Origin of the sequence: Nocardia sp. NBC_01327 (assembly GCF_035958815.1) — a bacterium.
GTDB lineage: Bacteria > Actinomycetota > Actinomycetes > Mycobacteriales > Mycobacteriaceae > Nocardia.
Genome location: NZ_CP108383.1, coordinates 5,576,116 through 5,601,587, shown reverse-complemented (window position 1 = coordinate 5,601,587; position 25,472 = coordinate 5,576,116). Strand labels below are relative to the sequence as shown.

Sequence of the window (25,472 nt, the reverse complement as noted above, 5' to 3'; positions counted from 1 at the left end):
GAGCCGCACTGCCGGGCACGGCGTCCGATCGTCGCTATCGGGGGTAGTGCAGCCCGCTCTGGTGGTCGTCGGCGAGAGCTGACAGGCGGTGTGCGTCGCGGGTGCCCGGCTCGGCGGTGAAGACGACCATCTTGAGGTCGCCGGTGGGGACGGCCAGCATGTTCGCGTCGAGTTCGATCGAGCCGACGGCGGGGTGGTGGGTGATTCCGCGGGTGCCGCTGAGCTTTGTGGCCGACGCGCTGGACCACAGGTCGTCGAAGAGTTTGTGCGTGGCGCGTAGCTCGGCGACGAGTTTGGCCAGGTTCTCATCGTAGGGGTAGCGGTCCGCGGCCTCGCGCAGGTCGGCGACCAGCGAGGTCTTGAATTGTGTTGCCTGAGCGTCGGATTCCCAGACGAAGTTGGCCGGTTCCATGAAGAATCGCCAGGCCATATTGCTGGCGTGGCTGCCGTACGGCGCCGGATCCCCGAACAGGCGCAGGCCGGGTGTGTTGTACGCCAGCAAGGTCCAGCCCGCATCGTAGATCGCGGTGGGCATATCGAATCGTTCGAGCAACTGCCGTGTCGCGGCGTCGACGGTGTGCGGTCGCTCGCCCGGCTGGGCGATGGTGTGGCCGGTCAGCGCACACAGATGCTCGTATTCGGCCGGCGAGAGTCGCAGTACCCGTGCCAGTGCGTTGATCACCGATGCGGACGGGCGACTGCGGCCCTGTTCGAGGCGTTTTATGTAATCGGCCGAGACCCTGCTCAGTTCGGCGAGCTCCTCGCGGCGCAGGCCGGGCGTGCGGCGCTGCCCTGCCACGGGGAGCAGGCCCAGATCGGCAGGTGAGACGCGGTTGCGGTACTCGCGGAGGAGCGAGCCGAAGTTGTGCGAGGTCCCCATGGGCTGTTCCGTATCTGTCCTGGTGTGGGGGCCAAATTTACGGTACGTCAACGCATCTCACCGGGCGCTGTGTCTCTGGGTGGGACAGCCTGGCCCTGGCTGCGCCCTGCCTGCTCGCGCGACGCTTGTCGAATCAACCGTTCGGGAGCCTGCTCGAACGGTCCCGGCAAGGAGACGAATATGGACGACGTTTCGGTGGTAGGCCCCGACGGCGGGGAAACCATCCAGCTCGGAACGACCCGCATGCGGATTCTCGAGGACGGGTCGACCACCGGCCACCGCCTCGGAATCGGTGAGATCACCATCGCCCCACACACCGACGGGCCGCCGCAACACCGGCACGCCCAGCACGACGAGGGCTTCTACGTGGTGTCCGGCACGGCGCGGTTCACCGTCGGCGACACCACATACGACGCGCCCGCAGGCACTTTGGTGATGGTCCCGCCCGGCGCCCCGCACACTTTCGCCAATCCGACCGACGAGACCACGGTCATGCTCAACACATTCACCCCGGACCTGTACGTCCGGTACTTCCGGGACCTGCGCGACATGATCGCCGAAGGCCAGCCCCTGACCCCGGACGCGCAGATCCAGGTCATGAGCCGATATGCCACCGAACCGGCGACCGACTTCGCGTAGCGCCACCTCGCTATTCGTCCACCGCAGCCCGAATTGCCTGCATGGCAACGGGGATTCACCACATGCGAAAAGAGAACTCATGTCCACCACCACGATCCATACCGTGACCCTCGCAGGGATCGGACCGGTCGAGTTGACTGTCGCCGAATACGGCGCCGGGCAACCGTTTCTGCTGTTGCACGGCGGGGCCGGACCGCAATCGGTGAACGCGTTCGCGGAACTGTTCGCCACCACCAACGACGTGCGCGTGCTGGCCCCGGTCCATCCGGGTTTCGACGGCACCGCCCGTCCCGAGAACCTCAGCGGTGTCACCGCTCTCGCCGCGCTCTATGATGCGCTGCTCGAGCAGCTCGATCTGGCCGATGTCACCGTGATCGGCAACTCCGTCGGCGGCTGGATCACCGCCGAGATCGCCCTGCTGAAGAATCCGCGGGTCAGCGGCATCGTGCTCATCGATGCCGTCGGCCTCGACGTGCCCGGACATCCGGTCGCGGACTTCTTCTCCCTGACCATGGACGAGGTCTTCGCCCTCAGCTTCCACAACCCGGACCCGTTCCGCTTCGATCCGGCGACCCTTCCCCCGGCGGCGCAGGCCGTCGCCGCGGGCAACCGGGCCGCGCTCGCCGCCTACGCGGGCGTCTCGATGACCGATCCAGGACTCTCCGAACGCCTTGCGGGCCTGGAGATTCCGGCCCTGGTGCTGTGGGGGGACAGCGACGGAGTCGTCGATGTGGAGTACGGGCGCGCGTACGCCGCGGCCATTCCGCTGGCCAGATTCCAGCTGCTGCCCGACACCGGCCACTCCTCGCAGATGGAAACACCCGATCAGGTGCTGCGCGCCATCTGGGATTGCGCGGACACCGATTTCTCCGCCTTCGCGCGCTGACCACCGACCTTCGATCCAAGGGGACCAATCATGTCGACAATCGCTGTCACCCGCGTGACGCACAGCTGCCATCTGATCGAGATCGGCGGCCGCACCTTCCTGACCGACCCGTGGTTCAGCACCAGACCCGGTTACTACCAGGGCGAACCGATCGCCATCGGCATCGGCGAACTTCCGGACCTGGATGCGGTGCTGATCAGCCACGACCACTACGACCACTGCGATCTGGAAACCTTCGCCACCTACCGTGACCACGGCGTCCCGTTCGTGGTGGCCGAAACCGTTGTCGATCACGCACGGCGCACCGGCTTCGACAATGTCACCGGGTTGCAGCCCTGGCAGGAGATCGAGATCGGTGGTGTCACCATCACCGCGGCCCCGGCCAAACACGGAGTCCACGAGATCACCTTCGTACTGCGTGCCGGAGACGACGCGGTGTACTTCGCCGGCGACACCCTGCTGATCCCGGAACTGGCCGAGATTCCCGAACGGCTCGGCCATATCTCGGTGGCGCTGCTGCCCACCAACGGCCTGCATGTGCGGCCCGCCCACAATATGCAGGTGGTCATGAATGCCGACGAGGCCGCCGAACTGACCGCTGTTCTCGCCCCCGAACTCGCCATGCCGCACCACTACGCCTTCACCAAGGGCTGGCTCGGAGATCGGCTCATCACCAGCAGTGACCGCGACCCCCGCCACTACCTGGACGCCGCACGCAAACTCGCCCCCGACACCACCGTCCGCATCGTCGAGCCCGGCATTCGAGTGGAGCTGTGACCATGAGCGACAACGATTTCCTGACCACGAGTCTGCAGCACCGCAGTATGCGCGTCGATGTCACCGATCCGACGCCGCGCCCGATGCTCGCGGTCCTCGATGCCAAACCCGGTTTGGCCGAAGCGTTTCGGGAGAGGATCGTCGACCTGGTCCGCGCGGTACGGAACGAACCGGGTTGCGTCACCTTCACCGCCTACGAAGCCCGTGATATCCCGGGCCGCTTCTACCTCTACGAGATCTACACCAGCGCAGCCGCATTCGACGCCCACCTCGCAACCGGCCACGTACACGACTTCATCGCGTCCATCCCCGCACTGAGCACGGGAGGCCCGGGAAGCCTCTTCCAGCTGAACGAGATCCCCATCCCGTGAGATGCCGCGAAGAGTGGGGACTTCGCCACGGGCACAGCAGTTCTCGATCCCATTACTCCGGGTGAGGAACTGCGGAGAAGGAATGGGTTTCCTGCGGTGTCCAGCCTGGATTGCCGGTGCGGGCGAAATGGACCCACGCGCCGTGCATCTCGGTGGCGAGCGTAGCGGGAGGTTCGGTGTCGCCGAGCAGCCCGCGGGGGCCGCGGAGTGCGGGCAGATGCAGGTGGTCGAATACATAGGGCAGTTCCACCGTGTGCGCGGCACCGAGTTCGCCATTCAGTGCGGTTGAGCGCCAAGTGAATTCGTAGGTGTAGGTCGGGGCATGGGTGGCATGTGCCCGTACGAGTCGGCGGGTGCCGATGCCGAATAACGCGTCGCCCAGGATTGCCGAGCGGAGGTGACCCGGCGTGGCCTGCGGGCGGTGCGCGCGGTGGTGTGCGATCAGCGCGGCGGGGTCTGGATGGACCCTGGTAGCGATGTCTTGCACGTCCTGATCGGTCGAGGTTGTCAGGTTGCCCTGCGGCGCGAGGTAGAGATTGCCCTCCTCGGTGGTGGTGCCGACGAGGAGGGCTATCTCCGCACCGGCCCCCGCGGCCACGGTGTCGGCGGGCTGATGCTCCAGCACCAGGCTGAACGGGCTCAGTCCGACCAGCGGGTCGTAGTCGGTAGCGGTCCTCAGGTCGAGTCCGGTGAGCTTCGGTAGGACCGCGATGAGCTGTTCGTCCGGTATCCGGGCGAAGGCGGGGACTGTGGGCTCGATACCGAGCGCGGTGGCGGCGGCATGGGTGACTCGTGCCGCCTGCTCGCCGGTGAAGGCGCCGAGCCCGTTGCCGCTCTGCACGATTGCGCGATGGAACAGGCCCCGCGCGTCGGGGTGCGCGAGTATTCCGGTGATGATCGTCGCCCCGGCGGACTGGCCGAATACGGTGACATTGCCGCGATCACCGCCGAACGCTTCGATATTGCCGCGCACCCAGCGCAGTGCGGCGAGAACGTCGAGCAGACCGCGATCGGCCGGTGCGCCGGGCAGATCGAGGAATCCGGAGATGCCCAGCCGGTAATTGAGAGTCACCAGCACGACGCCGTCGCGGGCGAAAGCCGTTCCGTCGTACAGCGGGGACCGGGTGGAACCGGCGACGAACCCGCCGCCGTGCACGAAAACCATGACGGGGCTGTTGCGGGCCGTCGAGGGCGCCCACACATTCACCGTCAGATAGTCCTCGCCGGGTACCCAGCCGGGACCGAAATAGGGTGACATGTCGAGGGTCCCGAAGCCGTCCCGGCGTGGCTGCGGTGCGGTCGGCCCGGGACGGGTGGCGTCTCGAACGCCCTGCCATGGTGCGTGCGGCATGGGTGCGGTGAACCGTGCCGCGCCGAACGGCGGTGCGGCATAGGGGATATCGAGGAAAACGCGGGCGCTGTTCTCGGCGCGGCCGCGGACGAGTCCCTCGGTGGTGGTGACGATCGGGTCGGACACTGCTTGCTCCCTGTTCTGCGGATCGGAGGCGGGTCAGATGCGGTCGAAGCCGGCCCACTCCTTGATGAAGAACCGGCCGCCCTCGCGCGCGACCTCGGCGGCGCCGTGCCCCGCGAGGTGCGCGGGCAACACCAGCGCGTGCTGCTCCGCGGCCCAGCCCAGCAACCGCCGCCGAGTGGCACTGGCCTGCACCGGATCCTCACAGAAGCAGCTGTTGATATCGGGTTCGATGAACTGCAGTGGACTGTGCAGCAGATCGCCGACGAACAGCGCCCGATCGCCGCCCGACTCCAGCGTCACCACCGACGAACCGGGTGTGTGCCCGGGTGCGAGGTCCAGGGTCAAGTTCGCATCGATCCGATAGCTGTTCTCCCACAGCACCGTTCGGCCGTCCTGGTGCACCGGGGCCACACTGTCCTCGAAGACGTTCTGGTTGCCGCGCCCGAACACTGTCTCGTGGCCGTTGGCGGGATTCCAGAAATCGAAATCGCGCCTGGGCATGAGGTAGGTGGCATTGGGGAAGGTCGGCACCCAGGTGCGGTCGTGCAGGCGGGTGTTCCAGCCGACATGGTCCACATGCAAATGTGTATTGACCACCACGTCGACGTCCTCGGGTGCGATCCCGGCGCGAGCGAGATTGTCCAGGAAGTCGGTGTCCAGGTGACCCCATACCGGCGCGTACGGCCGCTCCTTGTGATTGCCCGCGCCGGTGTCGATGAGGATCGTCTTGCCCTCGCTGCGCAGCACCCAGGTCTGCAGAGCCGATCGGCACGCGTCGGTCTGCGGGTCGAGAAAGTCCGGCGCAAGCCAGGACTGGTGCTGCCGCCATGCCGTGTCGGGGCTTTCCGGGAAGAAGGTGGCCGGCGACATCTCGACCGAGCCGGAGTACTCCATGACCCGGGTGATCGTCACATCTCCGAGCACGATGTCATTCATAACCGTGTCGTTCACAGCTGCTCCTTTGCCGTTCGTTGATCTTTCGACCAGCGTGCGGCGAGGTGCGCGGGGTCAACCAGCCCTGCTTGTGCCTACCCCGGGCAGGGACAGGCTCGCCGTGCGGGTGCGACGCATACTGGGGAGGTGAGTTCGGGTATCGCTGGTCAGCTGGGGGAGTTCCTGCATGCGCGACGTGCACGTCTACGTCCGGAAGAGGTCGGCCTGCAGTCGTTTCCGCAGCGGCGGCGAGTGAGCGGGCTGCGCCGGGAGGAACTGGCCCAGCTGGCGGGGGTGAGCGTGTCCTACTACACACGCCTGGAACAGGGCCAGTCGGTCAATGCGTCCGATGCCATCCTGGACGCGCTCGCCGCGGCCTTGCGGCTCGATGAGCATGAACGGGCCCATCTGCGTGAACTCGCCACCCAGCGTCCCCGGCCGCAGCGCGCTCCGGCGCCGGAGCGGCTCAGCCCGCTGACCCGTGATCTGCTGCGCTCGTTCGAGACCGCGCCCGCCATGGTCCTCGGCCGGCGCACCGATGTGCTGGCCTGGAACACGCTCGGTCACGCGCTGCTGGCCGGGCACATCGATGCCGGCGCGCCGGATCGCCCCGCCGATCGCCCGAATCTGGCCCGCCTCCTGTTCCTCGACCCGCACACCCGCGACCTGTACGTGGATTGGCAGCGCAAGGCCCGCGCCGTGGTCGGCAATCTTCGCCTCGTCGCCGGTCGGCACCCCGAGGACGCGCGACTGGCCTCCCTGATCGGTGAGCTGTCCATGAAAAGCCCCACGTTCGCGACACTGTGGAGCGATCACCGGGTCACCCCGTGCGAAGCCGACGAGTACGAACTCCGCCACCCCCTGGTGGGCACGCTCACGGTCACCCAGCACATCCTGATCGTGGCTCGCTCACCGGAGCAGTCCGTCGCCGTCGTCACCACCGCGAGCGGATCGCGTTCGGAGAACGCGCTCACCCTGCTCGCCCAGCGGACCGTCCAGGCTGGGCCCGAGGCGCTATCCTGCACGGACGCTGGGACCGGCTGTGCCGCTGCTGTCGGCACTACTCAGGAGAGTGGTGAGCGGCTCTGAAGATTCTGATTCTGGGGGGTACCCGGGAGGCCCGGGAAATCGCTGATATCGCTTCCGGTGAGCGAGGATTCGAGATTGTGTCCTCGCTCGCCGGACGTGTGCGCGAACCCGTGTTGCCGGTGGGCGCGGTGCGTGTGGGGGGATTCGGGGGAGCGGACGGGCTGCGGACGTGGATTGCCGAGAATGGGATCGAGGGGGTGGTTGATGCCACGCACCCTTTCGCCGGGGGGATTACCGCCAATGCCGCGTGGGCGGCTGCGGAGGCGGGGTTGCCGGTGCTGCATGTGCGCCGCCCGGGCTGGAGTGAGCAGGCGGGGGATCGGTGGATACGGGTGCCGGATCTGGCCGGTGCGGCGGAAACCGTTGCTGGACTGGGGGAGCGGGTGTTCCTCACCATCGGCAGGCAAGGGGTGGCGGCCTTCGCGGGCTCGCCGCAGTGGTTTCTGATTCGGGCCATCGACCCGCCCGAGGACGCGGTGCCGTCGCGGCATGAATTGCTGCTGGCGCGTGGACCTTTCAGCGTCGCGGAGGAAACCGCGCTGTTCACCGATCAGCGGATCGATGTGCTGGTGACGAAGGACAGCGGGGGAGCCTTGACCGAGGCCAAACTCGCCGCTGCCCGCGCGCTCGCGCTGCCTGTCGTGATGATCGAACGGCCGCCGTTGCCCGCAGGTGCGGTACGGGTGGAAACTGTTGCCGCAGCGTGGGATTGGCTGCGGCAACAGGTCTAGGGCAATCGGGTGACAGGTTTAGGACAACCGGCTGCTGGGGTCGAGCAGCTCGGGGAGGCGGTCGAACCAGTCCAGTACCGCGCGTTCGTAGCGAATGCCGAAATCCACCGTGGCGCGCTCGAACGGTGACATGCGCTCCTCGTCGTGTCCGGCGAGGTAGGAGGTCAGGCGCTGTTCGTGCAGTGGGCGATTGGCGGCGATAATGCGTTCCAGGCGGGCCGGATCGACGAATTCGCCGAAGGACAGGGTGAGCAGCAGTGGCACCCGGATGGTCTCCGCGCCCGGATCGCGGGCGATCCACTCCGCGAACGCCTCCCGGCCGTCCTCGGTAATGCGGTAGGGCGTGCGGTCGCGCGCTCCGGCCTCGCCCTTCTCGACGAGGCCGTGCTGATGCATGGTCGCCAGCTCGCGGTACACCTGACTCTGGGTGATGGTCCAGAAGTCGCCGATGCGATCCTGCGCCTGGGCGACCAGGTCCCAGCCGGACATATCGCCCTGATGGAGGAATCCCAATAACGATGCGGCCGTCGAATTGAGAGGGCGCCGCGTCTTGTCGTCTGCCACTACACTCCTTCCAGCCTGCATTCCACTATGGAATATTAGTCGCCGTACCGTCGAGAAGTGAACACCCGGGGCCCGCCGGCCGCGTCGAACACCGTGGTGGTCGACGCGCCCACGATCAGCAGGGTGCGCATATCCACCTCGGCCGGGTCCAGCTCGGCGAGGGTGACCACCCGCACCGACTCGGCCGGACCGCCCACATCCCGCCCGATCACCACCGGGGTCTCCGGCGTGCGGTGCTCGAGCACGAGATCACGCATGGCGGCCACCTGCCAGGTGCGCTGCGACGACGCCGGGTTGTAGACGGCGAACGCCATATCCGCGGCGGCCACCGCGGAGATCCGCCCGGCCACCACCTCCCACGGCTTCAGCCGATCCGACAGCGAGATCATGGCGAAATCGTGCCCGAGCGGTGCACCCGCGCGGCTGGCCACGGCGCTGGCCGCGGTCACCCCGGGCAGCACTCGGACCGGCACATCGCGCCACTGCGGGTCGGCCGACTCCTCGACCACCGCCGCCGCCATGGCGAATACCCCGGGATCTCCACCCGAAACAACCACGACCCTCGCACCACCCTTGGCCAGATCCAAAGCCATTGCCGCCCGCTCGGATTCGACCTTGTTGTCACTGGAATGCCGTCGCTGTCCCACCCGCTCCGGCACCCGATTCACATACGTCGCGTAGCCAACGATATCGGTAGCCTCGGCCAGCGCGCGCGTCACCTCCGGCGTAGTCCACTCCGCGGCCCCGGGTCCCAGTCCGATCACCACCACCTCACCGATCGAATCGTCCTGCGCCGCGGCCGCGCTCGCGGCGACGGCGAGAGCCGCCACGGTGCCGGCGACAATCGTGCTCGTCGTCGTGGCAGTGGGATCTGCGGCGGGCGCGGTCGACGGAGCGGTAGGCACCGTCACGGCACCTGTCCCGGCAGTATCCGCGGCGGGTGCGCTCGATGGAAGGATATGAACCGCAGCGGTATCGGCAGCTGTGGTGCTCGTGGTCGTAACGACGGTATCCCCTGCGGATGTGCTCGCTCTCGGTGCGGGAGTACCGGCGGCTGTGTCGGTCGCGGCCTGCGCGGTGGCTGCGCGTGATGTCACTGCTCCGGGGGCAGTGCGGCGGGGCGTATCGACCGCGCCTGCGGATCCGGCGGCCGCGAGCGTGGATTCGGTCGATGAAGCGCCGGACGTGGTGTCCGTCAGGGTGATTCGCGTGACCGGCTTCGGGCCGGGGACCACGGTGATGGCGAAGTACGGAACGCTGGCCTCGTCCACGTCGGCGGCGCGCAGGACACGCTGGCGGGTGGAGCTGGCGCGTTCGACGTAGTAGGCGTCGGCGAGGCGGCCGGAGTCGGCGAGGGCCTGGCGGACGCCGGGGTAGGTGCGGCCGAGTTTCATGATGGCGACGCCGTCGGCCTCGCGCAGGCGGCGGGTGAGCTCGTCCGTGGGCATGGTGCCGGGCAGGACGGTGAGGACCTGATCGCCCTCGACCAGCGGGGTGCCCAGGGCGGCCGAGGCGGCGCTGACCGAGGTGACGCCGGGAATGATCTCGGTATCGAAGTGGTCGGCCAGGCGGCGGTGCATGTGCTGGAAAGAGCTGTAGAACAGCGGGTCTCCGGCCGCGAGCAGGGCGACCGAGCGTCCGGCGGCCAGATGTTCGGCGAGGCGCGCGGCGGCGGTTTCGTAGAACTCGTCGATGGCTCCCTGATAACCACCGGGGTGATCGGTGGTCTCGGTGGTCACCGGGTAGACGAGATGCTCTTCGAGCTGGCCCTCGCGCATATAGGGCGCCGCGATGGCGCGGGAGATGCTGCGTCCGTGCCGGGCGCTGTGGAAGGCGATGACATCGGCCGCGCCGATGATCCGCGCCGCCTTGACCGTCACCAGTTCCGGATCGCCGGGGCCCAGACCCACACCCCAGAGCTTGCCGCTCATTCTTGTTCGCTCGCAATCGCATTGAGGGCGGCAGCGGTCATGGCGCTACCGCCGCGCCGGCCACGCACGGTCAGGAATTCGATGCCGCTGTATTCGGCAAGGGCCTGCTTGGATTCGGCCGCGCCGATGAAGCCGACCGGAATGCCGAGCACGGCAGCGGGTTTCGGGGCACCGGCGTCGAGCATGTCGAGCAGGTGGAACAGCGCGGTCGGCGCATTGCCGATGGCCACCACCGCACCCTCCATCCGGTCGCGCAGCAGTTCCAGCGCCGCAACGGATCTGGTGTTGTTCATCTCGGCCGCGAGACCCGGCACCCGCGGATCACCGAGCAGGCACAGGACCTCGTTGTCGGCGGGCAGCCGTTTACGGGTGACGCCCGAGGCGACCATATTCGCATCGCACAGAATGGGCGCGCCCGCGCGCATCGCGGCCCGCGCCCTGGTCACCACATCGTTGCTGAATTCGACATCCCCGGCCAGATCCACCTGCCCGCAGGCGTGAATCATGCGCACCACCACCTGCGACACGTCCGCCGGGAAGCGGGCCAGATCCGCTTCGGAGCGAATGGTCGCGAACGAGCGCCGATAGATCTCGGCCCCGTCGGTGAGGTAGCTGGTGCGCACGTCGGACATGGGGTCCACCCTAGATTTCCCCTGCGCGTGAGCTGGGAGCGGGTGGCGTCGGCCCCTCGGAATCAGGTGCGCGGGCGTTCCAGCAATCGGGACATGACAATGCTGCTGCGGGTGCGGCCGACGCGGGCGTTCTCCCGGATGCGCTCGACGGTGACCTCGATTTCGGCCATATCGGTGGCCATGACGTGCACCAGGGCGTCGGCCTCACCGGCAATCGTCCAGATACCGATCACCTGGGGGATGGGTTCGAGGCTGCGGCGCAGTTCGGCGGGGGAGATGTTGTCGCGGTAGTAGACCTCGACGTAGGCCTCGGTGCGCCAGCCCAGTGCCGCGGGATTGACCAGGGCGGTGAAACCGGTGATCTGCCCGCCCGCCACCATCTTGTCTACGCGGCGCTTGACCGCCGGCGCGGAGAGTCCGACGATCGCGCCGATCTCCTGGAAGGACGCGCGGGCCTGCTTCAGCAGAATGGCCAGAATTCGCCGATCGAGATCGTCCACCGGTCTCTCCGTTCGCGGAAGTGTGCTGCTTGTCGCCACCGACGCAATGATTCGCCGCTAATTTATAAATCTACGCAACGATTCGCTATTTCAAGCGCAACGGTACGCCATTTACCTTCGGGATCAAGCATTGTCCGCGCTGTTCCCGAAGGAGCCTCGTTGACCTCCGTAGCCACGCTTCGCGCACCCGAACCCGCAGGCATCCGCCGCCCCACTCCGCGCCGCTACCTCATGTGCCGCCCCGATCACTTCGACGTCTACTACGCGATCAATCCCTGGATGGACACCTCCGCTCCCGTGGATCGTGCGCTGGCACGGGCACAGTGGGAGAACCTGCGCGCCACCTATGAACGGCACGGGCATGTGGTCGATGTGGTCGAGGGTGTGGCCGCCCTGCCCGATATGGTGTTCGCCGCCAATGGCGGTCTGGTGATCGGTGACCGGGCGCTGTCGGCCCGCTTCGCCAATCCCGAGCGCGCCGCCGAAGGCCCGGCCTATCACGATTGGCTTGCCGCACAACGCTTCACCCAGGTGCTGGCCGCCCGCGAAACCAATGAGGGCGAAGGTGATTTCGCCATTGCCGGGGACCGCATTCTGGCGGGCACCGGATTCCGCAGCTCCCGCGCCGCACACGAGGAGGTGCAGGAGTTCTTCGAATTACCGGTCATCTCACTGGAATTGATCGATCCGCGCTTCTACCATCTCGATACCGCGCTCATGGTGCTCGATGACACCATCGCCTACTACCCGGCGGCCTTCAGCGGTGAGAGCGCACGGCTGCTCGCAGGCATGTACCCGGACGCGCTACTGGCCACCGAGGACGATGCGAATGTGCTGGGCCTCAATGGCGTCTGCGACGGCTACCACGTCTTCATGAGCGAGCGCGCGACCGGTTTGGCGGCGCAGTTGCGGGCCCGCGGCTACGAACCGGTGGGCATCGACCTGTCGGAATTGCTGAAGGCCGGTGGCAGTGTGAAGTGCTGCACCATGGAACAGCATTCGGTCAGAACGGCAGCGTTGCCTTCCATGGACTGACCGCAGGATCGTGCAGCGGATGCGCCTGCACCAGGAATCGCAGCAGGAAGATCGCCCCGCTGATCTGTAGTAGGGCGAGTGGAATCTCGGCGACCACCGCGGTGGTCACCGAGACCCACAGATCCTCGGGTGCGGCGGTGACGATATCGAACCAGGCGTCCACCAGCAGCAGCATTCCGGTGCCGAAGGCGGGCAGTACCAGCAGGACCTGCCGCCGCCACCCGAGATAGGCGGTGGCGGCCATCATGAGCACCAGCAGCACATCGAACCCGATCCAGGTCAGCGACCAGTTGCGGGCGTGATAGTCGGCGGGCAGCGTGAGACCGAGGTACACCAGCCAGGGAATCATGGCGAGACATCCGCCGACCATGAGCGTCAATCGAATCCGGCGATGCAACCGCACCACCTCGGGCCGCGGCAGCCGCGGCTCCCACACCCGCAATCGTTTGATGAGCTCGCGCCGCTCCACATCGGACATGGCCGCGATCTCCTCATCGCCCATTCTCGAAATGGTCATGCCGACCTCCTGCACCCGATCCGTATGCCTGATCCGGACAACACGCCAAGCTGTCTGAACCATCCACTGTGCGCCGGAAAGATCGCCATGAACAGTGCGGAGGAAACCTCGCACCCCCATGACCGGGGAGTCGTGCCGAAATGAGATTCTCAGTCGGCCGGATCGATGCGGTAGCCGTCGGTGGTGGCGATGATGTCGGTGACCGCGCCGCGCGGGCGGCCGCAGCGCCGCTCGCAGCCGGACCAGTGCTGACGGCCGGAGGCCACGATCTCGGCGGCTTCCAGCCCTTCGCGCGCGAATTGGGGTGCTCCTGCGGGCACTATGCGGCCGGATTCGACCGCCTCGGCCACATCGGCGCGCACATCGGTCCGGGATTTCGCGCAGCCCGGCATGCCCGCGCAGGCACTGGCCAGTAGCCAGGGCGAGTGGGCGTCGAAGATCAATCCCATGGGGGCGAGCACCCGCACCACCTGCTCGGCGGCCCATTCGTCGAGATCGGCGATCACCAGGCTGCGCCACGGGGTCAGCAGAATCGGCCGCTCGACGGCGGCGATGAATTCGGCGGTGCGCGCGGGCAGGGAACCGAGTGGCACACCCGCGCCCAATGCCACGCGATCATCGCCCTGGGTCATCCAGCCGATCGGAATCTCGTGCCGCACAACGATTTCGACGGATTCGGCACTGGCCTCCAGACCGGACCGCGAATTCAGCAGGCGATCGGCGAGGCGGGGACCGGCGTCGGGGATCTCGTGCAGCCGCCACTGCCCGTCGCGCAGTTCGAGAAAGCCGTGCGCCGCCGCGAGCATGAGGTCGACCGCGTCGCCGGCGGGCACCCGCACCCCGGAGTCCGCACCCGCCAGCAGCAGGGCATAGGTGTCGCCATCCACGGCGTGCACACCGATATCCCCGCCGAGCCCGCTGACATCACCGCGTCCGTCATCGAGCGTGAAGAGCACGCGCCCCGGCAATTCCGCCAGTCGCGGGTCGGCCTGCAATCCTGCATCGAGTGCGGGAACCAGTTCGTGCACATCGGCCGCGCCGCCGACCCGCCCGGCCAGCGGTGAGGCGATGATATTGCGAATGCGCTCGTGCGAGGCGCTCGGCAGCAGCCCGGCCGCGGTGAGCCGCGCTTCGAGTGCGCGTGCGTCGCGCACCTGCCGCAGCTGCACATTGCCGCGTGAGGTGAGTTCGATACTGCCGTCGGCGAGTTCGCTCGACGCCTCGGCGAGCGCCTGCAGCTGCTGCGGGGTGAGGCGCCCACCGGGCACGCGAATACGCGCGAGGGGCCCGTCGGCGGCGTCGTGCAGGCGCAGCACGCCCGGGCAGGAATCGGGATCTGTTCGGGTCATGACCGGTCAAGCCTACGGCGACCGGCGGTGCGGGAGATTATCGAGGTCCGTGCTGCGCTTGCCATTCCGGCCAACCGGCCTGGTGCGGTTCGATCGAGCTCGGGACACCGCGGCGCAGCGCGAAGGCCGGTGACGTTTCCCAGGTGTCCTGGAGCAGGTTCGGGGTGTTGTGGTGATCGAGATGGTCCCGGTGCACGGTGGTCAACTGCACCGTGATCCCGAAGAGAGCCGTGGCGGCGAAGATGATGCCCGCGAGCATCGCGTACCGCGTATTGCCACTGCCGGCAGCGACCAAAGTCATGCCCAGCATTGCGAAGGCAACCAATGCGCAAAGATATCCTGACCAGGCAGCGAATCGATTCCGCCTGACCCATCCTGGTGTGTTCGGCATACCGGCAGCGTACGCGCGGATTTCATAGCGGAACAGCATTGCCGACCAGGCTTTGCCGCACTGTGATCCGGGCGCGATAGCATCGGCGGGCTCGTCGGACGGAAGTAGCCGGTGCAATTCCGGTGCGGTCGCGCCACTGTGACAGTCAGACCTTCCCGTCGAGCGCCACACCGTGCTGGGCGCGTCACCCGAGGAAGGCCGAAACCTGTGATTTTGCTGCTGTCCACGTCCGATACCGATCTGCTGAGCGCACGTGCCAGTGGAGCCGAGTATCGGCTCGCCAATCCCGCGCGACTGCTGCCGGAGGATCTGCCTGCGCTGCTCGAGGGCGCCGATCTGGTGATCGTGCGCATTCTCGGCGGTAAGCGGGCGTGGGAGGAAGGTCTGGAGGCGGTGCGCGCCAGCGGGACTCCGCTGGTCGCGCTCGGCGGTGAGATCGCACCGGATGCCGAGCTCATGGAGTGCTCCACCGTGCCCGGCGGTGTGGCCGCCGACGCGCACAACTATCTGGCGGCCGGTGGGCCCGGAAACCTCTTGCAGCTGCACAACTTTCTCTCCGACACCGTGCTGCTCACCGGATTCGGTTTCGAGCCGCCGGTGGAGCTGCCCAGCTGGGGCCGGCTGGAACGGGATTCGCGCCCGATAGCCGAGGGTGCGCCGACGGTGGCGGTCGTCTATTACCGGGCGCAGCATCTGGCCGGGAACACCGGCTATATCGATGCGCTGTGCCAGGCTATCGAGGACAAGGGCGCGCGGGCGCTGCCGGTGTACTGCGCCTCGCTGCGGACCGCCGAGACCGATCTGCTGGCCGAGCTGCGCCAGGCAGACGCGCTCATCGTGACCGTGCTCGCGGCCGGCGGCACCAAACCGGCCACCGCCTCGGCCGGTGGTGATGACGAGGCCTGGGATGTGGGCGCGCTCGCCGATCTGGATGTGCCGATCCTGCAGGGACTCTGCCTCACCAGCGGCCGCGAGCAGTGGCAGGCCAATGACGACGGCCTCTCCCCGCTGGACGTCGCCACCCAGGTGGCGGTGCCGGAGTTCGACGGCCGCATCATCACGGTGCCGTTCTCCTTCAAGGAGTTCGACGCGGACGGCCTGTCCACCTATGTGCCCGATCCGGAGCGCGCCGCCCGCGTGGCCGGAATCGCGGTGCGGTACGCGCGACTTCGGCATATCCCCAACGCGGACAAGCATATTGCCCTCGTACTGTCGGCTTATCCGACCAAGCATGCACGAATCGGCAATGCCGTCGGCCTGGACACCCCGGCCAGCGCGCTCCGGATTCTCAATGAATTGCGTTCCGCCGGTTACTATCTCGGCGAGCCGGGGGAGATCCCCGGACTCGAGGAGGGTGACGGCGACAAGCTCATCCACGCGCTGATCGCCGCCGGTGGCCAGGATCCGGACTGGCTGACGGCGGAACAGTTGGAGGGCAACCCGATTCGCATCGGCGCCGATACCTACGGCGCCTGGTTCGCCACGCTGCCGGAGGATCTGCGCGAGGGCGTCACCGAGGCATGGGGCGCGGCGCCCGGCGAACTGTATGTGGATCGCTCCGCCGATCCGAAGGGCGAGATCGTCATCGCCGCACTGCGTTTCGGCAATATCGTGCTGATCGTGCAGCCGCCGCGCGGTTTCGGCGAGAACCCGGTCGCCATCTACCACGACCCGGATCTGCCGCCGAGCCACCACTATCTGGCCGCCTACCGCTGGCTGGCCGCGCCCGACGGGTTCGCCGCCGACGCCATGGTGCATCTGGGCAAGCACGGCAATCTGGAATGGCTGCCGGGTAAGACCCTCGGCATGTCCGCCTCCTGCGGCACCGATGCGGCGCTCGGGGATCTGCCGCTCATCTACCCGTTCCTGGTGAACGATCCGGGTGAGGGCACGCAGGCCAAGCGCCGCGCCCACGCCACCCTGGTCGATCACCTGATTCCGCCCATGGCGCGGGCCGAAAGCTACGGCGATATCTCGCGTTTGGAGCAGCTGCTCGACGAGCACGCCAATATCTCCACCCTCGATCCGGCCAAGCTGCCCGCCATTCGCCAGCAGATCTGGACGCTCATGCGCGCGGCCAAGATGGATCACGACCTCGGTCTGGCCGAGCGGCCGGACGAGGACGTCTTCGACGATATGCTGCTGCACGTCGACGGCTGGCTGTGCGAGATCAAGGATGTGCAGATCCGCGACGGGCTGCATATTCTCGGCCAGGCGCCCGCCGGTGAGGCCGAGGTGGATCTGGTGCTCGCCATGCTGCGCGCCCGTCAGCTGTGGGGCGGCGAGGTGAATGTGCCGGGTCTGCGAGAAGCACTGGGGCTCAGTGAAAGTGGTGACGAATCGCGCGAGCGGGTCGATGCCGTCGAGTCCCGCGCCCGGGAATTGGTCGCGGCCATGCAGGAGGTCGACTGGGATGTCGATTCCATCGACGCCGTTACCGAAGATCTGGTCGGCACCGAGGACTCGGCCCGTCTGGACGTCGTGCGCCGGGTCATGGGATTCGCTGCGACAGAGGTGGTTCCGCGCCTGCGGCAGACCGGGATCGAGATCACCCGCATTCTGCACGCGCTCAATGGCGGATTCATTCCGGCCGGTCCCAGTGGTTCACCGCTGCGCGGGCTCATCAATGTGCTGCCCACCGGCCGCAATTTCTATTCGGTCGACCCCAAGGCGGTCCCGTCGCGGCTGGCGTGGGAAACCGGTCAGGCCATGGCCGATTCGCTGCTGGCGCGCTATCTCGCCGATCACGGCGAATACCCGCGCTCCGTGGGTCTTTCGGTATGGGGTACCTCCGCCATGCGCACCTCCGGTGACGATATCGCCGAGGTCTTCGCACTGCTCGGTGTGCGCCCGGTCTGGGATGAGGCCAGCCGCCGCGTCACCACACTGGCCGCGATCGATCTCGAGGAGCTGGGCCGTCCGCGCATCGATGTGACCGTGCGCATCAGCGGGTTCTTCCGCGATGCCTTCCCTCATGTGCTCGCACTGCTCGATGATGCGGTGCGCCTGGTCGCCGAACTCGACGAGCCCGCCGAATCCAATTACGTTCGCGCACATGCCCAGGCGGATCTGGCCGAGCACGGCGACGAGCGCCGCGCCACCACCCGCATCTTCGGATCCAAGCCGGGCACCTACGGCGCGGGTCTGCTGCAGCTCATCGATTCCAAGAGCTGGCGCACCGATGACGATCTGGCGCAGGTCTACACGGCCTGGGGCGGTTTCGCCTACGGCCGCGATCTCGACGGCGCGCCCGCCGCCGACGATATGCGCACCGCGTATCGGCGAATCGCGGTGGCGGCCAAGAACACCGACACCCGCGAACACGATATCGCCGACTCCGACGACTATTTCCAGTACCACGGCGGCATGGTGGCGGCGGTGCGCGCGCTCACGGGTAAGAATCCCGAGGCGTATATCGGCGACAGCACCCGGCCGGATGCGGTGCGCACCCGCACGCTGTCCGAAGAGACCGCTCGGGTATTCCGGGCCCGCGTGGTGAATCCGCGATGGCTCGAGGCCATGCGCCGGCACGGTTACAAGGGCGCGTTCGAAATGGCCGCCACGGTCGATTACCTCTTCGGCTACGACGCCACCACCAATGTGGTCGCGGACTGGATGTACGAAAAGCTGGCCGAGAGTTATGTATTCGACGAGGTGAATCTCAAGTTCATGGAGCAGTCGAATCCATGGGCGCTGCACGGCATTGCAGAGCGTTTGCTGGAGGCGGCCGAGCGCAAGCTCTGGGAAGCCCCGGAGGCCGATACGCTGGAGCGTCTGCGTCAGGTCTACCTGGAAACCGAAGGCGAACTGGAATAGGCGAATTCCGCTTCACGCGGCATGACGGGTTGTCCGCAGAGGACATCGGCGGACAACCCGGACACCTGTTCTATCCTCCGGGTGAGTCTGAGAGGACCATAAGAATGGTCCCGTCGTCACACTCGGGGAAGACGCCCGGGACTCCAATCACACTAGTGCGATTGATAATTGGATGTGGATTCCCTGATTCGCCGCGTGAATCCTGTGCGCGCATATCGAGTCGTAGTCTCCGGCGTTCGCCGTGTCATCGATGACATGGAATGCAGTACTCGACCTGCGGTGAATCGGCTCTTTCGAATGCAGGGTAGTCATCATGAGAATTGCCAAATTCGCCGCAACAACACTTCTTTCGATTGCCGCGCTCTGCGTCGCGACCGTCACCGCACACGGTGAACCGGTCCTGGCGCAACCGGGCATCAGTGGTGTCGATCGAGGGGTCGAGTACACCACCAGCCTGGCGCCCGATCGCTCCGCCGTCAGCACCACGCTCGCCGGTGGCCATTTCGAATTGGCCGGCGGGACGGTGAATGTGATCGGGCCCAACGGTGAGTCCATCGCGTCGCTACCGCTGGCCTATCAGCTGGCGGACCGATCGCTGCATGTGATCCCCGAAATCGACTCCGCCGGGACGACATTGACCGTCCGTCCCGAGAACGCGGCCGATATCGCGGCGCCTACACCGCAAACGGTCGCGCTGGAGAATGTGGCCAATGCCGGTTCGATCGTGGGCGGGGCGGTCATCGGCTGCATTGTCGGCGCGGTGGTCGGATTCTTCTTCTTCGTGGTCGGAGCCATAGTCGGCTGCGGCGTGGGTGGCCTGCTCGGCGCGATCATCGCCGGAGATCAGCCCTGAGGTGAGCACGGCTGTGCCAGGGCAGCACCTGGCCGTGCGTATGGCGGACCGCCGGACCGGGCGACCGGCCCGGCGGTTCGACCGTGACGCCCGTACGACTGTGGTCGTAGCCGCGATTGCGCTTGCGGACGGATGCCGTCGCGGTGCGGCGGGCATACCGTTCGATCATGACTTGGAACGATGTGGCTCAGGCCAAATACGCCCTGCTCACCACATACAAGAAGGACGGCGCCGCGGTCTCGACCCCGGTCTGGGTGGCTCCGGACGGCGCCCGCATCCTGGTGTGGACCAATCCGAAAACCTGGAAGGTCAAGCGAATTCGCCGCAATCCGCAGGTGACCGTGCAGATCTGCGATAGCCGGGGCAGGCCGCGCGGCGAGGAGATCCTGCCCGGCACCGCCCAGGTGCTGGACCCGGCGGGTACCGAACTCGTGCGCACGGTGGTGGGACGCAAGTACGGGCTGCTCGGCACGCTCGCCATTCGCGGTCACAAACTCGTGCTGGGCGCGGACCGATCGGTGGGCCTGGCGATCATTCCGCAGAGCTAGGCGCGCTCGCCGAGTTCGCGGATCATGTCGATGCCGCGGCCGAGGTTGTCCAGCTTGTCGTGCAGGGTGTCACCGGCCGGGTAGAGGCGGACGGTGTCGACCCCGGTGTCCCGCCAGACCCGCAGGCGTTCGCGCACCCGCTCCTCGGTGCCGATGAGTGTGGTGGCCAGGACCATATCGTCGGTGATCAGGGTGGCCGCACCCGTGCGGTCGCCGCTCTGCCAGCGTTCGCGGACGCGCTCCGCGACCTCTGCCCAGCCCTGCCGGCTGTAGGCATTGTTGTAGAAGTTGGTGGATCCGGACCCCATACCGCCGAGAGAGAAGGCGAGTTCCATCTTGCGGCCGGCGAGGATTCCGGCGAGCTGTGCTTCGTCGGCGACGATATTGATCTCCGCGCCCTGACAGATATCCAGGTCGGCGCGGGTGCGGCCGGAGCGGGCCAGTCCGTCGTCGAGAGGGGTGAAATAGGCGTCCGCGCCCTCGGGAACGAAGCTGGTGCCGAGCCAGCCGTCGGCGAGTTCGCCGGTGAGCTCCAGCATTTTCGGGGACAGCGTCGCGAGGTAGATCGGCACCGAGACCGGCGGCATGCTCAACCGCATCGGACGGGCATCGCCCGGCAGCGGGATGGTGAACTGCTTGCCCTGGTAGCTGATCTTGCCGCCCGCGAACACGGTGCGAATGATCTCGACGGTCTCGCGCATACGTGTCAGCGGGCGGGCGAACGGAACACCGTGCAGCCCTTCGATGACCTGCGGTCCCGAGGCGCCGAGGCCGAGCAGGAACCGTCCCTCCGACAGCTGCGCCAGCGTCATGGCGGTCTGCGCGATGGTGACGGGGGAGCGGGTGCCGAGCTGAATGATGCCGGAGCCCAGCAGAATTCGCTCCGTGCGTGCCGCCAGGAACCCCAGCGGTGTCGGTGCGTCGGTGCCCCACGCCTCGGCCACCCAGCAGATATCGAGTCCGAGTTTCTCGGCCTCGACCACAAATTCGGTGAGGTCGCGCCAGCTGCCCGCCGAGCCTTCGATCGTTGTCGCGGTGCGCATTACGCCTCCATGAGGGTCTTGATGGCGGCGAGGTTGGCTTCGATACCGCTCTCGAATTCGCGCAGGCGGACGAAGACGATCTTCTGCTCCTTATCGGGCATGGCGTCGATGGCGTAGCTGAGGCCGGATCGGGCCGGGCCCATCTGCGTCCACTGCTCCAGCACGGTCCCGGAGCCCTGCGGCCGGAGGGTGAATCGCCAAATGCTGGAAGGGTATTCGGGTGATCCGACGGCCCAGGCGAAGCGTTGTCCGGGCTCGTAGGTCACGATCGTGCTGATCGTCTCCCAGCTGCCCAGCGCATCGTGCATGTTCTGCCCGGCGAACCTGGCGCCCAGTGCCGGTCCGGTGGCGTCGTCGAGCCACTCGACACTGCGCAGTTCCGCGCTGAGCCGGGGCATGAGCTGTATATCGCTGACGCACTCCCACACCTGCTCCGGCGCGGCCTCGATGTACGTCTGCGCCGCCACTGTCGGGGTGTCCGCGTAGACCTGTCCGGTCCATTCCACAGCGTGCTCCTTCCATCCGTTGACGTCCATAGTTGCGTAGATAGACCCACAGGGGCAAGTACTGTCCACGTGTCTTATCTGCTGAGTCTCGAAGAGAGACTCGCTAGGATGGCGGTATGAAGCGCACGTCGTTCGCGAACTGGCCCTGCTCGGTGGCGCGCACCATGGATCTGCTCGGCGACTGGTGGACGCCGCTGGTGCTGCGGGAGGCGTTCTACGGTATTCGCCGCTTCGACGAGTTCCAGCAGGAATTGGGCATTGCCCGCACTACGCTCTCGGAGCGGTTGCGCCGCCTGGTCGAGGCGGAGCTGCTGGAGAAGCAGGTCTACGAGACCATGCCCGTCCGGTACGAGTATGTGCTCACCGAGTCCGGGCGCGATTTCTACGGTGTGCTGCTGGCGATGACGGCGTGGGGAGATCGCTGGCTCTCGGGGGAGGCGGGTCCGCCCGTCATCGCCCGGCACGAGAGCTGTGGCCACGACGCGCAGGCCCAGGTGGTGTGCTCACACTGTGGGGAGCGCCTCGAATGGCCGGATGTCACCCCGCGGCCCGGGCCCGGCTATCCGCCGAAACTCCTGGCGCGCCCCGATATTCGGCGCAGGTTCGGGCTGGACGATCCAGCGCGGCCGGCCGAATCGGATCGTTCGGCCGGCTGAGTACGAATCGGGCAGTGACCGTCAGACGTCGGCGGTGATCTCGATGCCCACTGTGCCGTCCTTGCCGCGCCGCAGCGTGCTGGCGCCGACGACGAGCAGGCCCTGCAACCCGTAGCGCCGCTTGATCAGCCCGCGCACTCGCTCACTGCCCGCCCCGTCCAGCACAGTGGCCTTGGCCTGCACGATCTCACCCGAGGCCTTGCCGCGCACATCGCACGGTTGCACCGTGACCTGCGGATTGCGCCGGGCGCGCTTGACCTTCCAGCTGTCGGCGACCGTCCAGACATACAGGCGGCCATCGTCGAGCGCGGCCCAGATCGGCGTCCCGACGGGAGTGCCGTCCTTCTTGAAGGTGGTCAGCAGGATGTACTTGGCGGTCCCCGCGGGGCCGAACGGATTATCCACGCCCGCAGCCTATCCGGTGCCGGAGACGGCGGCAGACCCCGCTGACGGGTTATAGGCGCGTGTCGCCGCCTGCTCAGGCGGTGGGGGCGGCGACCATGCGGCGGGCGAGGGCGGCGTGGTCGGCGCCGATCTGGTCGGGGGTGCGGCGGTAGCCGGGCTGATACCAGCGGGCTGTGTCGACGCAGAGGGAGAGTAGGGCCAGGGTGGTCGAGCCGGGGTCGGTGATAGCGAACTCGCCCGCCGTGGCGCCCTCGGCGACCAGATCGCGGAGGATGCGGTAGATGGCGTACTGGACGGCGGTGACCTCGGTGTGATGCTCGGGGGTGAGGTCGGTCAGATGGTGGAGCACCACGCGTACGGGGGCATTGTGCTCGGCATGCCAGACCGTGAGGTCGTGAACGGTCGCGGCCAGGCGGTCGGCGATGCTGCCCGGGCGAGCGGCGGCGGTGGCGGCGACCTGTTCGGTCAGTCGCATGGAGGACAGGGAAATGCGGTGTAGCACTGCTTCTTTGGATCGGAAGTGCACATACAGACCGGCGGGGCTGAGACCGGCGCGGGCGGCGATATCGCGGGTGGTGGTGGCATGGAAACCGCGTTCGGAGAAGGCTTCGATGGCGGCGAGGAAGACCCGGCGCTGCCCCTCCGGATAGCGGCGCTCGGAAGGTTCGAAACTCGCCAGTGCGGTGGCCAGTGCGGCATTGCCACCGGGCGGGTGGCCGTCGCCGGTGACCGGAACTGCGTCGGCCGGCGGTGTGTGGTCTATACCCATCGAAACAGTATCGCGCGGAGCGGGTTTCGGGCGCGCGGCGGCCGTCCGGGAGCACGCCCGGGACCGTGGCCGCCGGGTGTGCTCCGGGCGTTCACCGGCCGATGGCTCAGTTCGCCGGGCGCGGTGCGGGCAGCGGTGCGTTGACGGTGGTGAAGTACTGCGCGGCGGCGGCCAGCATGACCGGTGCGGTGACCAGCAGGGTGCCCACGAGGGTGCCCAGGGCGCCCAGGGCCGCGGCGCCCGCGATGCAGCCGCCCGCGGCCGCGGGCAGGAAGGAGAACAGGCCGCCGATTATGCCGGTGGCGAGGGTGGCACCGGCCCCGGCGGCCGCGCCGCCGAGTACACAGCCGATCGCGCCGCCGCCGAGCCCGCCGATCGCGGTGCCGACCGCCGCACCGGCGAGAATGGTGCTGGTCAGGCGCTGCCAGGCGAGGGCTTCGCGTTGGGCGGCATCGTCGAGCACAAAGGCCACCGGCTGATAGGCGGCATGCGCGAGATCGAACTGCGGGGTGAGGGTGGCGGTGCGGCCGGAGATCTCAGCCGCGACGGGGAAGACGAAATCATCGACGCGGAAAGACAATTCGGTGCCCGCGACCGTGGTGCCGTCGGCCGCCTTGATCTTCAGTGCCCCGTTCTCGACTACCAGTGCACCGCCGTCGGTGGAGATCAGTGCCGCATTGTCGAGGGTCGTCGCGGTGTAGGTCACGGGTGCGATGGGGGCGGGGGCGGCATGGGCCGTTCCGCAACCGATGACGGCGGTGCCGATCAGTAGTGCGGAGGTGGCGGCGATCTTCCTCATCTTTGTCCTTGTCATGAGCTCCACCTGAAGTCAGGTGCCGAACCGGGCGACGGTGTGAAGATGTGTCGCCAGTCACTGGAATCTACTAAGCGGGCGCTTAGTGGCCGGAACGTTAGCTGGATCACATTCTCTGGTCAAGCGCGTATTCAAACGCTGAGGTAGGAGGGTTATTTGAGACAGGAATGCCGCCGTGTATCGAACACGGCGGCATTATGCGGGCGCTCGGGAGCCCCCCGTGAGGAGGGTCAGGCGGTGCGGGTGAGGATTTCCGGGCCGTCGGCGGTAATGGCGATGGTGTGTTCGGAGTGTGCGGTGCGGGAGCCGTCGGCGGAGCGAATGGTCCAGCCGTCCGGATCGGTGATCACCCGATCGGTGGTGCGGGCGAACCAGGGTTCGATGGCAATGGTGAGGCCGGGGCGGAGCTGGTAGCCGCGACCGGGGCGGCCGGCATTGGAGACGTGCGGGTCCTCGTGCATGGTGCGGCCCAGGCCGTGGCCGCCGAATTCGGTGTTCACCCGGTAGCCGTGATCGTGTGCCACCCCGGCGATGGCCGCGGAGATATCGCCGATGCGATTGCCGGGCTGCGCGACGGAAATGGCTGCGTCGAGCGCGATTTCGGTGGCGCGCACCAGGCGCGCGTCCGCCGGATCGGCCGTGCCGACGATGACGGTGGTGGCCGAGTCGGCGACCCAGCCGTCGATGTCGACGGCCAGGTCCATGGTGAGCACATCGCCGTCCCGCAGGTCGTAGTCGAACGGAAGGCCGTGCAGGACAGCATCGTTCACCGACAGGCAGACGGTATTGCGGAAGGGGCCGCGGCCGAAGGACGGCGAATAGTCCCAGTAGCAGGAGGTGGCGCCGCGCTCGCGAATGCGTTCGCGCACATGGGCTTCCAGCTCCAGCAGGTTCACGCCGATCGCGGCCCGCGCGCGCAGCTCGGCGAGTACCGCGGCGACGAATTCGCCGGTCACCCGCATGCGGGCGATCTCCGCCGCGGTCTTGAGTTCCACCATGACAACCTCCGTATCGGTATTTTAATACCGACCATAGCGGGTTGCGGTATTTTAATACCAACCGTAGGGTGGCGGGCATGGTGCGACTTCCACTGACTCCCGCTCAGGTCCAGGCCGGTTCCCGGCTGGGCGCCGCATTGCGCGCCGCCCGGGCCGAGCGTGAACTCGCCGAGGTGGCCGTGGCCGCGGGCATCTCGCCGGAGACGCTGCGCAAGATCGAATCCGGGCGGATGCCGACCCCGGCCTTCGGCACGGTGGTCGCGCTCAGTCGTGCCCTGGGCGTCTCGCTGGAGGAGCTGGCCGAGAACTGGCAGCCCGCGCTGTCCGATACCGCCCGGCGCACCGCGTCCTGACCTGGTGAA

General features: G+C 67.3%; 29 protein-coding genes. 12 read left to right on the top strand and 17 right to left on the bottom strand.

The genetic code is table 11. The annotated features are described in order from the left end of the window. Positions 1 to 34 precede the first annotated feature (34 nt). On the bottom strand, positions 35 to 880 hold the full coding sequence (locus OG326_RS25905) for a helix-turn-helix domain-containing protein (protein WP_327139714.1): 846 nt from the start codon (positions 878 to 880) through the stop codon (positions 35 to 37). Positions 881 to 1,060: 180 nt separating this feature from the next. On the opposite strand from OG326_RS25905, the gene OG326_RS25900 reads away from it, so the two are divergent. The 4 genes from OG326_RS25900 (at position 1,061) to OG326_RS25885 (ending at position 3,553) form a co-directional block, all read left to right on the top strand. Beyond that, entirely contained in the window at positions 1,061 to 1,519 is a 459-nt protein-coding gene (locus OG326_RS25900) for a cupin domain-containing protein (RefSeq protein ID WP_327139713.1), read from the top strand. A gap of 79 nt (positions 1,520 to 1,598) precedes the next feature. Beyond that, positions 1,599 to 2,405 carry an alpha/beta fold hydrolase gene (locus OG326_RS25895; protein WP_327139712.1) on the top strand — a complete coding sequence of 269 codons (807 nt, stop codon included), beginning with the start codon at positions 1,599 to 1,601 and terminating at the stop codon, positions 2,403 to 2,405. A 30-nt stretch (positions 2,406 to 2,435) separates the two neighbouring features. Next, positions 2,436 to 3,182, top strand: a complete 747-nt coding sequence (locus tag OG326_RS25890) for an MBL fold metallo-hydrolase (protein ID WP_327139711.1) — start codon at positions 2,436 to 2,438, stop codon at positions 3,180 to 3,182. Positions 3,183 to 3,184: 2 nt separating this feature from the next. Further along, positions 3,185 to 3,553: a putative quinol monooxygenase gene (locus OG326_RS25885; protein ID WP_327139710.1), complete on the top strand. Its 369-nt coding sequence runs from the start codon at positions 3,185 to 3,187 to the stop codon at positions 3,551 to 3,553. A 52-nt stretch (positions 3,554 to 3,605) separates the two neighbouring features. On the opposite strand, the gene OG326_RS25880 is transcribed toward OG326_RS25885, so the two are convergent. Both OG326_RS25880 and OG326_RS25875 read right to left on the bottom strand, forming a co-directional pair. Continuing rightward, on the bottom strand, positions 3,606 to 5,030 hold the full coding sequence (locus OG326_RS25880) for a carboxylesterase/lipase family protein (protein WP_327139709.1): 1,425 nt from the start codon (positions 5,028 to 5,030) through the stop codon (positions 3,606 to 3,608). 33 nt (positions 5,031 to 5,063) lie between these two features. Next, entirely contained in the window at positions 5,064 to 5,966 is a 903-nt protein-coding gene (locus tag OG326_RS25875; protein WP_327146585.1) for an MBL fold metallo-hydrolase, read from the bottom strand. Between the two features lie 144 nt (positions 5,967 to 6,110). Between OG326_RS25875 and OG326_RS25870 the strand changes: the two genes are divergently transcribed. After that, positions 6,111 to 7,052 carry a helix-turn-helix transcriptional regulator gene (locus OG326_RS25870; RefSeq protein WP_327139708.1) on the top strand — a complete coding sequence of 314 codons (942 nt, stop codon included), beginning with the start codon at positions 6,111 to 6,113 and terminating at the stop codon, positions 7,050 to 7,052. Continuing rightward, positions 7,049 to 7,783, top strand: a complete 735-nt coding sequence (locus OG326_RS25865; RefSeq protein WP_327146584.1) for a cobalt-precorrin-6A reductase — start codon at positions 7,049 to 7,051, stop codon at positions 7,781 to 7,783. Before OG326_RS25870 ends, OG326_RS25865 begins: the two co-directional genes overlap by 4 nt. 18 nt (positions 7,784 to 7,801) lie before the next feature. On the opposite strand, the gene OG326_RS25860 is transcribed toward OG326_RS25865, so the two are convergent. The 4 genes from OG326_RS25860 to OG326_RS25845 all read right to left on the bottom strand — a co-directional run bounded on the left by OG326_RS25860 (position 7,802) and on the right by OG326_RS25845 (position 11,410). Further along, entirely contained in the window at positions 7,802 to 8,368 is a 567-nt protein-coding gene (locus OG326_RS25860; RefSeq protein WP_327139707.1) for a PadR family transcriptional regulator, read from the bottom strand. A 14-nt stretch (positions 8,369 to 8,382) separates the two neighbouring features. Further along, the gene (gene cobJ / locus OG326_RS25855; RefSeq protein ID WP_327139706.1) at positions 8,383 to 10,278 is read right to left on the bottom strand and encodes a precorrin-3B C(17)-methyltransferase; all 1,896 of its coding nucleotides are present in this window, start codon (positions 10,276 to 10,278) and stop codon (positions 8,383 to 8,385) included. Next, positions 10,275 to 10,910: a precorrin-8X methylmutase gene (locus OG326_RS25850; protein ID WP_327139705.1), complete on the bottom strand. Its 636-nt coding sequence runs from the start codon at positions 10,908 to 10,910 to the stop codon at positions 10,275 to 10,277. The genes cobJ and OG326_RS25850 overlap by 4 nt, the downstream gene beginning before the upstream one ends. Positions 10,911 to 10,972: 62 nt before the next feature. Continuing rightward, the gene (locus tag OG326_RS25845) at positions 10,973 to 11,410 is read right to left on the bottom strand and encodes an Lrp/AsnC family transcriptional regulator (RefSeq protein WP_327139704.1); all 438 of its coding nucleotides are present in this window, start codon (positions 11,408 to 11,410) and stop codon (positions 10,973 to 10,975) included. A 159-nt stretch (positions 11,411 to 11,569) separates the two neighbouring features. Here OG326_RS25845 and ddaH point away from each other — a divergent pair, with 159 nt between their 5' ends. After that, positions 11,570 to 12,445 (top strand): dimethylargininase, encoded by an 876-nt coding sequence (gene ddaH, locus OG326_RS25840; RefSeq protein ID WP_327139703.1) that lies wholly within the window; start codon positions 11,570 to 11,572, stop codon positions 12,443 to 12,445. Here the strand turns inward: ddaH and OG326_RS25835 are convergent. The 3 genes from OG326_RS25835 to OG326_RS25825 form a co-directional block, all read right to left on the bottom strand. Beyond that, entirely contained in the window at positions 12,414 to 12,962 is a 549-nt protein-coding gene (locus OG326_RS25835) for a hypothetical protein (protein ID WP_327139702.1), read from the bottom strand. The genes ddaH and OG326_RS25835 overlap by 32 nt on opposite strands. Before the next feature lie 149 nt (positions 12,963 to 13,111). After that, entirely contained in the window at positions 13,112 to 14,311 is a 1,200-nt protein-coding gene (gene cobG / locus OG326_RS25830; RefSeq protein ID WP_327139701.1) for a precorrin-3B synthase, read from the bottom strand. Between the two features lie 37 nt (positions 14,312 to 14,348). Beyond that, a complete protein-coding gene (locus OG326_RS25825; protein ID WP_327139700.1) occupies positions 14,349 to 14,636 on the bottom strand; it encodes a hypothetical protein in 288 nt (95 codons plus the stop codon). Between the two features lie 273 nt (positions 14,637 to 14,909). Here OG326_RS25825 and cobN point away from each other — a divergent pair, with 273 nt between their 5' ends. Next, complete coding sequence (cobN, locus tag OG326_RS25820; protein ID WP_327139699.1) at positions 14,910 to 18,518, top strand: cobaltochelatase subunit CobN; 3,609 nt, start codon at positions 14,910 to 14,912, stop codon at positions 18,516 to 18,518. A gap of 313 nt (positions 18,519 to 18,831) precedes the next feature. Then, on the top strand, positions 18,832 to 19,371 hold the full coding sequence (locus OG326_RS25815; protein WP_327139698.1) for a hypothetical protein: 540 nt from the start codon (positions 18,832 to 18,834) through the stop codon (positions 19,369 to 19,371). Here the strand turns inward: OG326_RS25815 and OG326_RS25810 are convergent. Continuing rightward, positions 19,349 to 19,540, bottom strand: coding sequence for a hypothetical protein (locus OG326_RS25810; protein ID WP_327139697.1), 192 nt, complete (start codon positions 19,538 to 19,540; stop codon positions 19,349 to 19,351). The genes OG326_RS25815 and OG326_RS25810 overlap by 23 nt on opposite strands. Between OG326_RS25810 and OG326_RS25805 the strand changes: the two genes are divergently transcribed. Continuing rightward, positions 19,539 to 19,919, top strand: a complete 381-nt coding sequence (locus OG326_RS25805) for a PPOX class F420-dependent oxidoreductase (RefSeq protein ID WP_327139696.1) — start codon at positions 19,539 to 19,541, stop codon at positions 19,917 to 19,919. The genes OG326_RS25810 and OG326_RS25805 overlap by 2 nt on opposite strands. On the opposite strand, the gene OG326_RS25800 is transcribed toward OG326_RS25805, so the two are convergent. Together OG326_RS25800 and OG326_RS25795 are read right to left on the bottom strand one after the other, a co-directional pair. Beyond that, positions 19,916 to 20,962 carry an LLM class flavin-dependent oxidoreductase gene (locus OG326_RS25800; RefSeq protein ID WP_327139695.1) on the bottom strand — a complete coding sequence of 349 codons (1,047 nt, stop codon included), beginning with the start codon at positions 20,960 to 20,962 and terminating at the stop codon, positions 19,916 to 19,918. The two genes, OG326_RS25805 and OG326_RS25800, sit on opposite strands and share 4 nt — an antisense overlap. Continuing rightward, positions 20,962 to 21,468: an SRPBCC family protein gene (locus tag OG326_RS25795; protein ID WP_327139694.1), complete on the bottom strand. Its 507-nt coding sequence runs from the start codon at positions 21,466 to 21,468 to the stop codon at positions 20,962 to 20,964. Before OG326_RS25795 ends, OG326_RS25800 begins: the two co-directional genes overlap by 1 nt. A 116-nt stretch (positions 21,469 to 21,584) precedes the next feature. On the opposite strand from OG326_RS25795, the gene OG326_RS25790 reads away from it, so the two are divergent. Next, positions 21,585 to 22,124: a winged helix-turn-helix transcriptional regulator gene (locus OG326_RS25790; protein WP_327139693.1), complete on the top strand. Its 540-nt coding sequence runs from the start codon at positions 21,585 to 21,587 to the stop codon at positions 22,122 to 22,124. Between the two features lie 21 nt (positions 22,125 to 22,145). Here OG326_RS25790 and OG326_RS25785 read toward each other — a convergent pair whose 3' ends face one another. The 4 genes from OG326_RS25785 to map form a co-directional block, all read right to left on the bottom strand. Continuing rightward, positions 22,146 to 22,529 carry a PPOX class F420-dependent oxidoreductase gene (locus OG326_RS25785; RefSeq protein ID WP_327139692.1) on the bottom strand — a complete coding sequence of 128 codons (384 nt, stop codon included), beginning with the start codon at positions 22,527 to 22,529 and terminating at the stop codon, positions 22,146 to 22,148. A 73-nt stretch (positions 22,530 to 22,602) separates the two neighbouring features. Next, positions 22,603 to 23,298, bottom strand: coding sequence for a TetR/AcrR family transcriptional regulator (locus OG326_RS25780; protein WP_327139691.1), 696 nt, complete (start codon positions 23,296 to 23,298; stop codon positions 22,603 to 22,605). Positions 23,299 to 23,404: 106 nt separating this feature from the next. Then, positions 23,405 to 24,112 (bottom strand): hypothetical protein, encoded by a 708-nt coding sequence (locus OG326_RS25775; RefSeq protein WP_327139690.1) that lies wholly within the window; start codon positions 24,110 to 24,112, stop codon positions 23,405 to 23,407. 230 nt (positions 24,113 to 24,342) lie between these two features. Further along, complete coding sequence (map, locus tag OG326_RS25770) at positions 24,343 to 25,110, bottom strand: type I methionyl aminopeptidase (RefSeq protein WP_327139689.1); 768 nt, start codon at positions 25,108 to 25,110, stop codon at positions 24,343 to 24,345. A 77-nt stretch (positions 25,111 to 25,187) separates the two neighbouring features. Here map and OG326_RS25765 point away from each other — a divergent pair, with 77 nt between their 5' ends. After that, positions 25,188 to 25,463, top strand: coding sequence for a helix-turn-helix domain-containing protein (locus OG326_RS25765; protein ID WP_327139688.1), 276 nt, complete (start codon positions 25,188 to 25,190; stop codon positions 25,461 to 25,463). The last annotated feature ends 9 nt before the right edge of the window (positions 25,464 to 25,472 follow it).

Excerpts from the sequence above, each read along its gene's own strand:
- OG326_RS25900 (WP_327139713.1), top strand. The coding sequence starts at position 1,061 with ATGGACGACGTTTCGGTGGTAGGCCCCGACGGCGGGGAAACCATCCAG.
- OG326_RS25765 (WP_327139688.1), top strand. The coding sequence starts at position 25,188 with ATGGTGCGACTTCCACTGACTCCCGCTCAGGTCCAGGCCGGTTCCCGG.
- OG326_RS25815 (WP_327139698.1), top strand. The coding sequence starts at position 18,832 with ATGAGAATTGCCAAATTCGCCGCAACAACACTTCTTTCGATTGCCGCG.
- OG326_RS25810 (WP_327139697.1), bottom strand. The coding sequence starts at position 19,540 with ATGATCGAACGGTATGCCCGCCGCACCGCGACGGCATCCGTCCGCAAG.
- OG326_RS25775 (WP_327139690.1), bottom strand. The coding sequence starts at position 24,112 with ATGACAAGGACAAAGATGAGGAAGATCGCCGCCACCTCCGCACTACTG.
- OG326_RS25780 (WP_327139691.1), bottom strand. The coding sequence starts at position 23,298 with ATGGGTATAGACCACACACCGCCGGCCGACGCAGTTCCGGTCACCGGC.
- OG326_RS25860 (WP_327139707.1), bottom strand. The coding sequence starts at position 8,368 with ATGCAGGCTGGAAGGAGTGTAGTGGCAGACGACAAGACGCGGCGCCCT.
- OG326_RS25805 (WP_327139696.1), top strand. The coding sequence starts at position 19,539 with ATGACTTGGAACGATGTGGCTCAGGCCAAATACGCCCTGCTCACCACA.
- cobG (WP_327139701.1), bottom strand. The coding sequence starts at position 14,311 with ATGACCCGAACAGATCCCGATTCCTGCCCGGGCGTGCTGCGCCTGCAC.
- map (WP_327139689.1), bottom strand. The coding sequence starts at position 25,110 with ATGGTGGAACTCAAGACCGCGGCGGAGATCGCCCGCATGCGGGTGACC.
- OG326_RS25875 (WP_327146585.1), bottom strand. The coding sequence starts at position 5,966 with ATGAATGACATCGTGCTCGGAGATGTGACGATCACCCGGGTCATGGAG.
- OG326_RS25895 (WP_327139712.1), top strand. The coding sequence starts at position 1,599 with ATGTCCACCACCACGATCCATACCGTGACCCTCGCAGGGATCGGACCG.
- OG326_RS25790 (WP_327139693.1), top strand. The coding sequence starts at position 21,585 with ATGAAGCGCACGTCGTTCGCGAACTGGCCCTGCTCGGTGGCGCGCACC.
- cobJ (WP_327139706.1), bottom strand. The coding sequence starts at position 10,278 with ATGAGCGGCAAGCTCTGGGGTGTGGGTCTGGGCCCCGGCGATCCGGAA.
- OG326_RS25850 (WP_327139705.1), bottom strand. The coding sequence starts at position 10,910 with ATGTCCGACGTGCGCACCAGCTACCTCACCGACGGGGCCGAGATCTAT.
- OG326_RS25905 (WP_327139714.1), bottom strand. The coding sequence starts at position 880 with ATGGGGACCTCGCACAACTTCGGCTCGCTCCTCCGCGAGTACCGCAAC.
- OG326_RS25800 (WP_327139695.1), bottom strand. The coding sequence starts at position 20,962 with ATGCGCACCGCGACAACGATCGAAGGCTCGGCGGGCAGCTGGCGCGAC.
- OG326_RS25885 (WP_327139710.1), top strand. The coding sequence starts at position 3,185 with ATGAGCGACAACGATTTCCTGACCACGAGTCTGCAGCACCGCAGTATG.
- OG326_RS25890 (WP_327139711.1), top strand. The coding sequence starts at position 2,436 with ATGTCGACAATCGCTGTCACCCGCGTGACGCACAGCTGCCATCTGATC.
- OG326_RS25835 (WP_327139702.1), bottom strand. The coding sequence starts at position 12,962 with ATGACCATTTCGAGAATGGGCGATGAGGAGATCGCGGCCATGTCCGAT.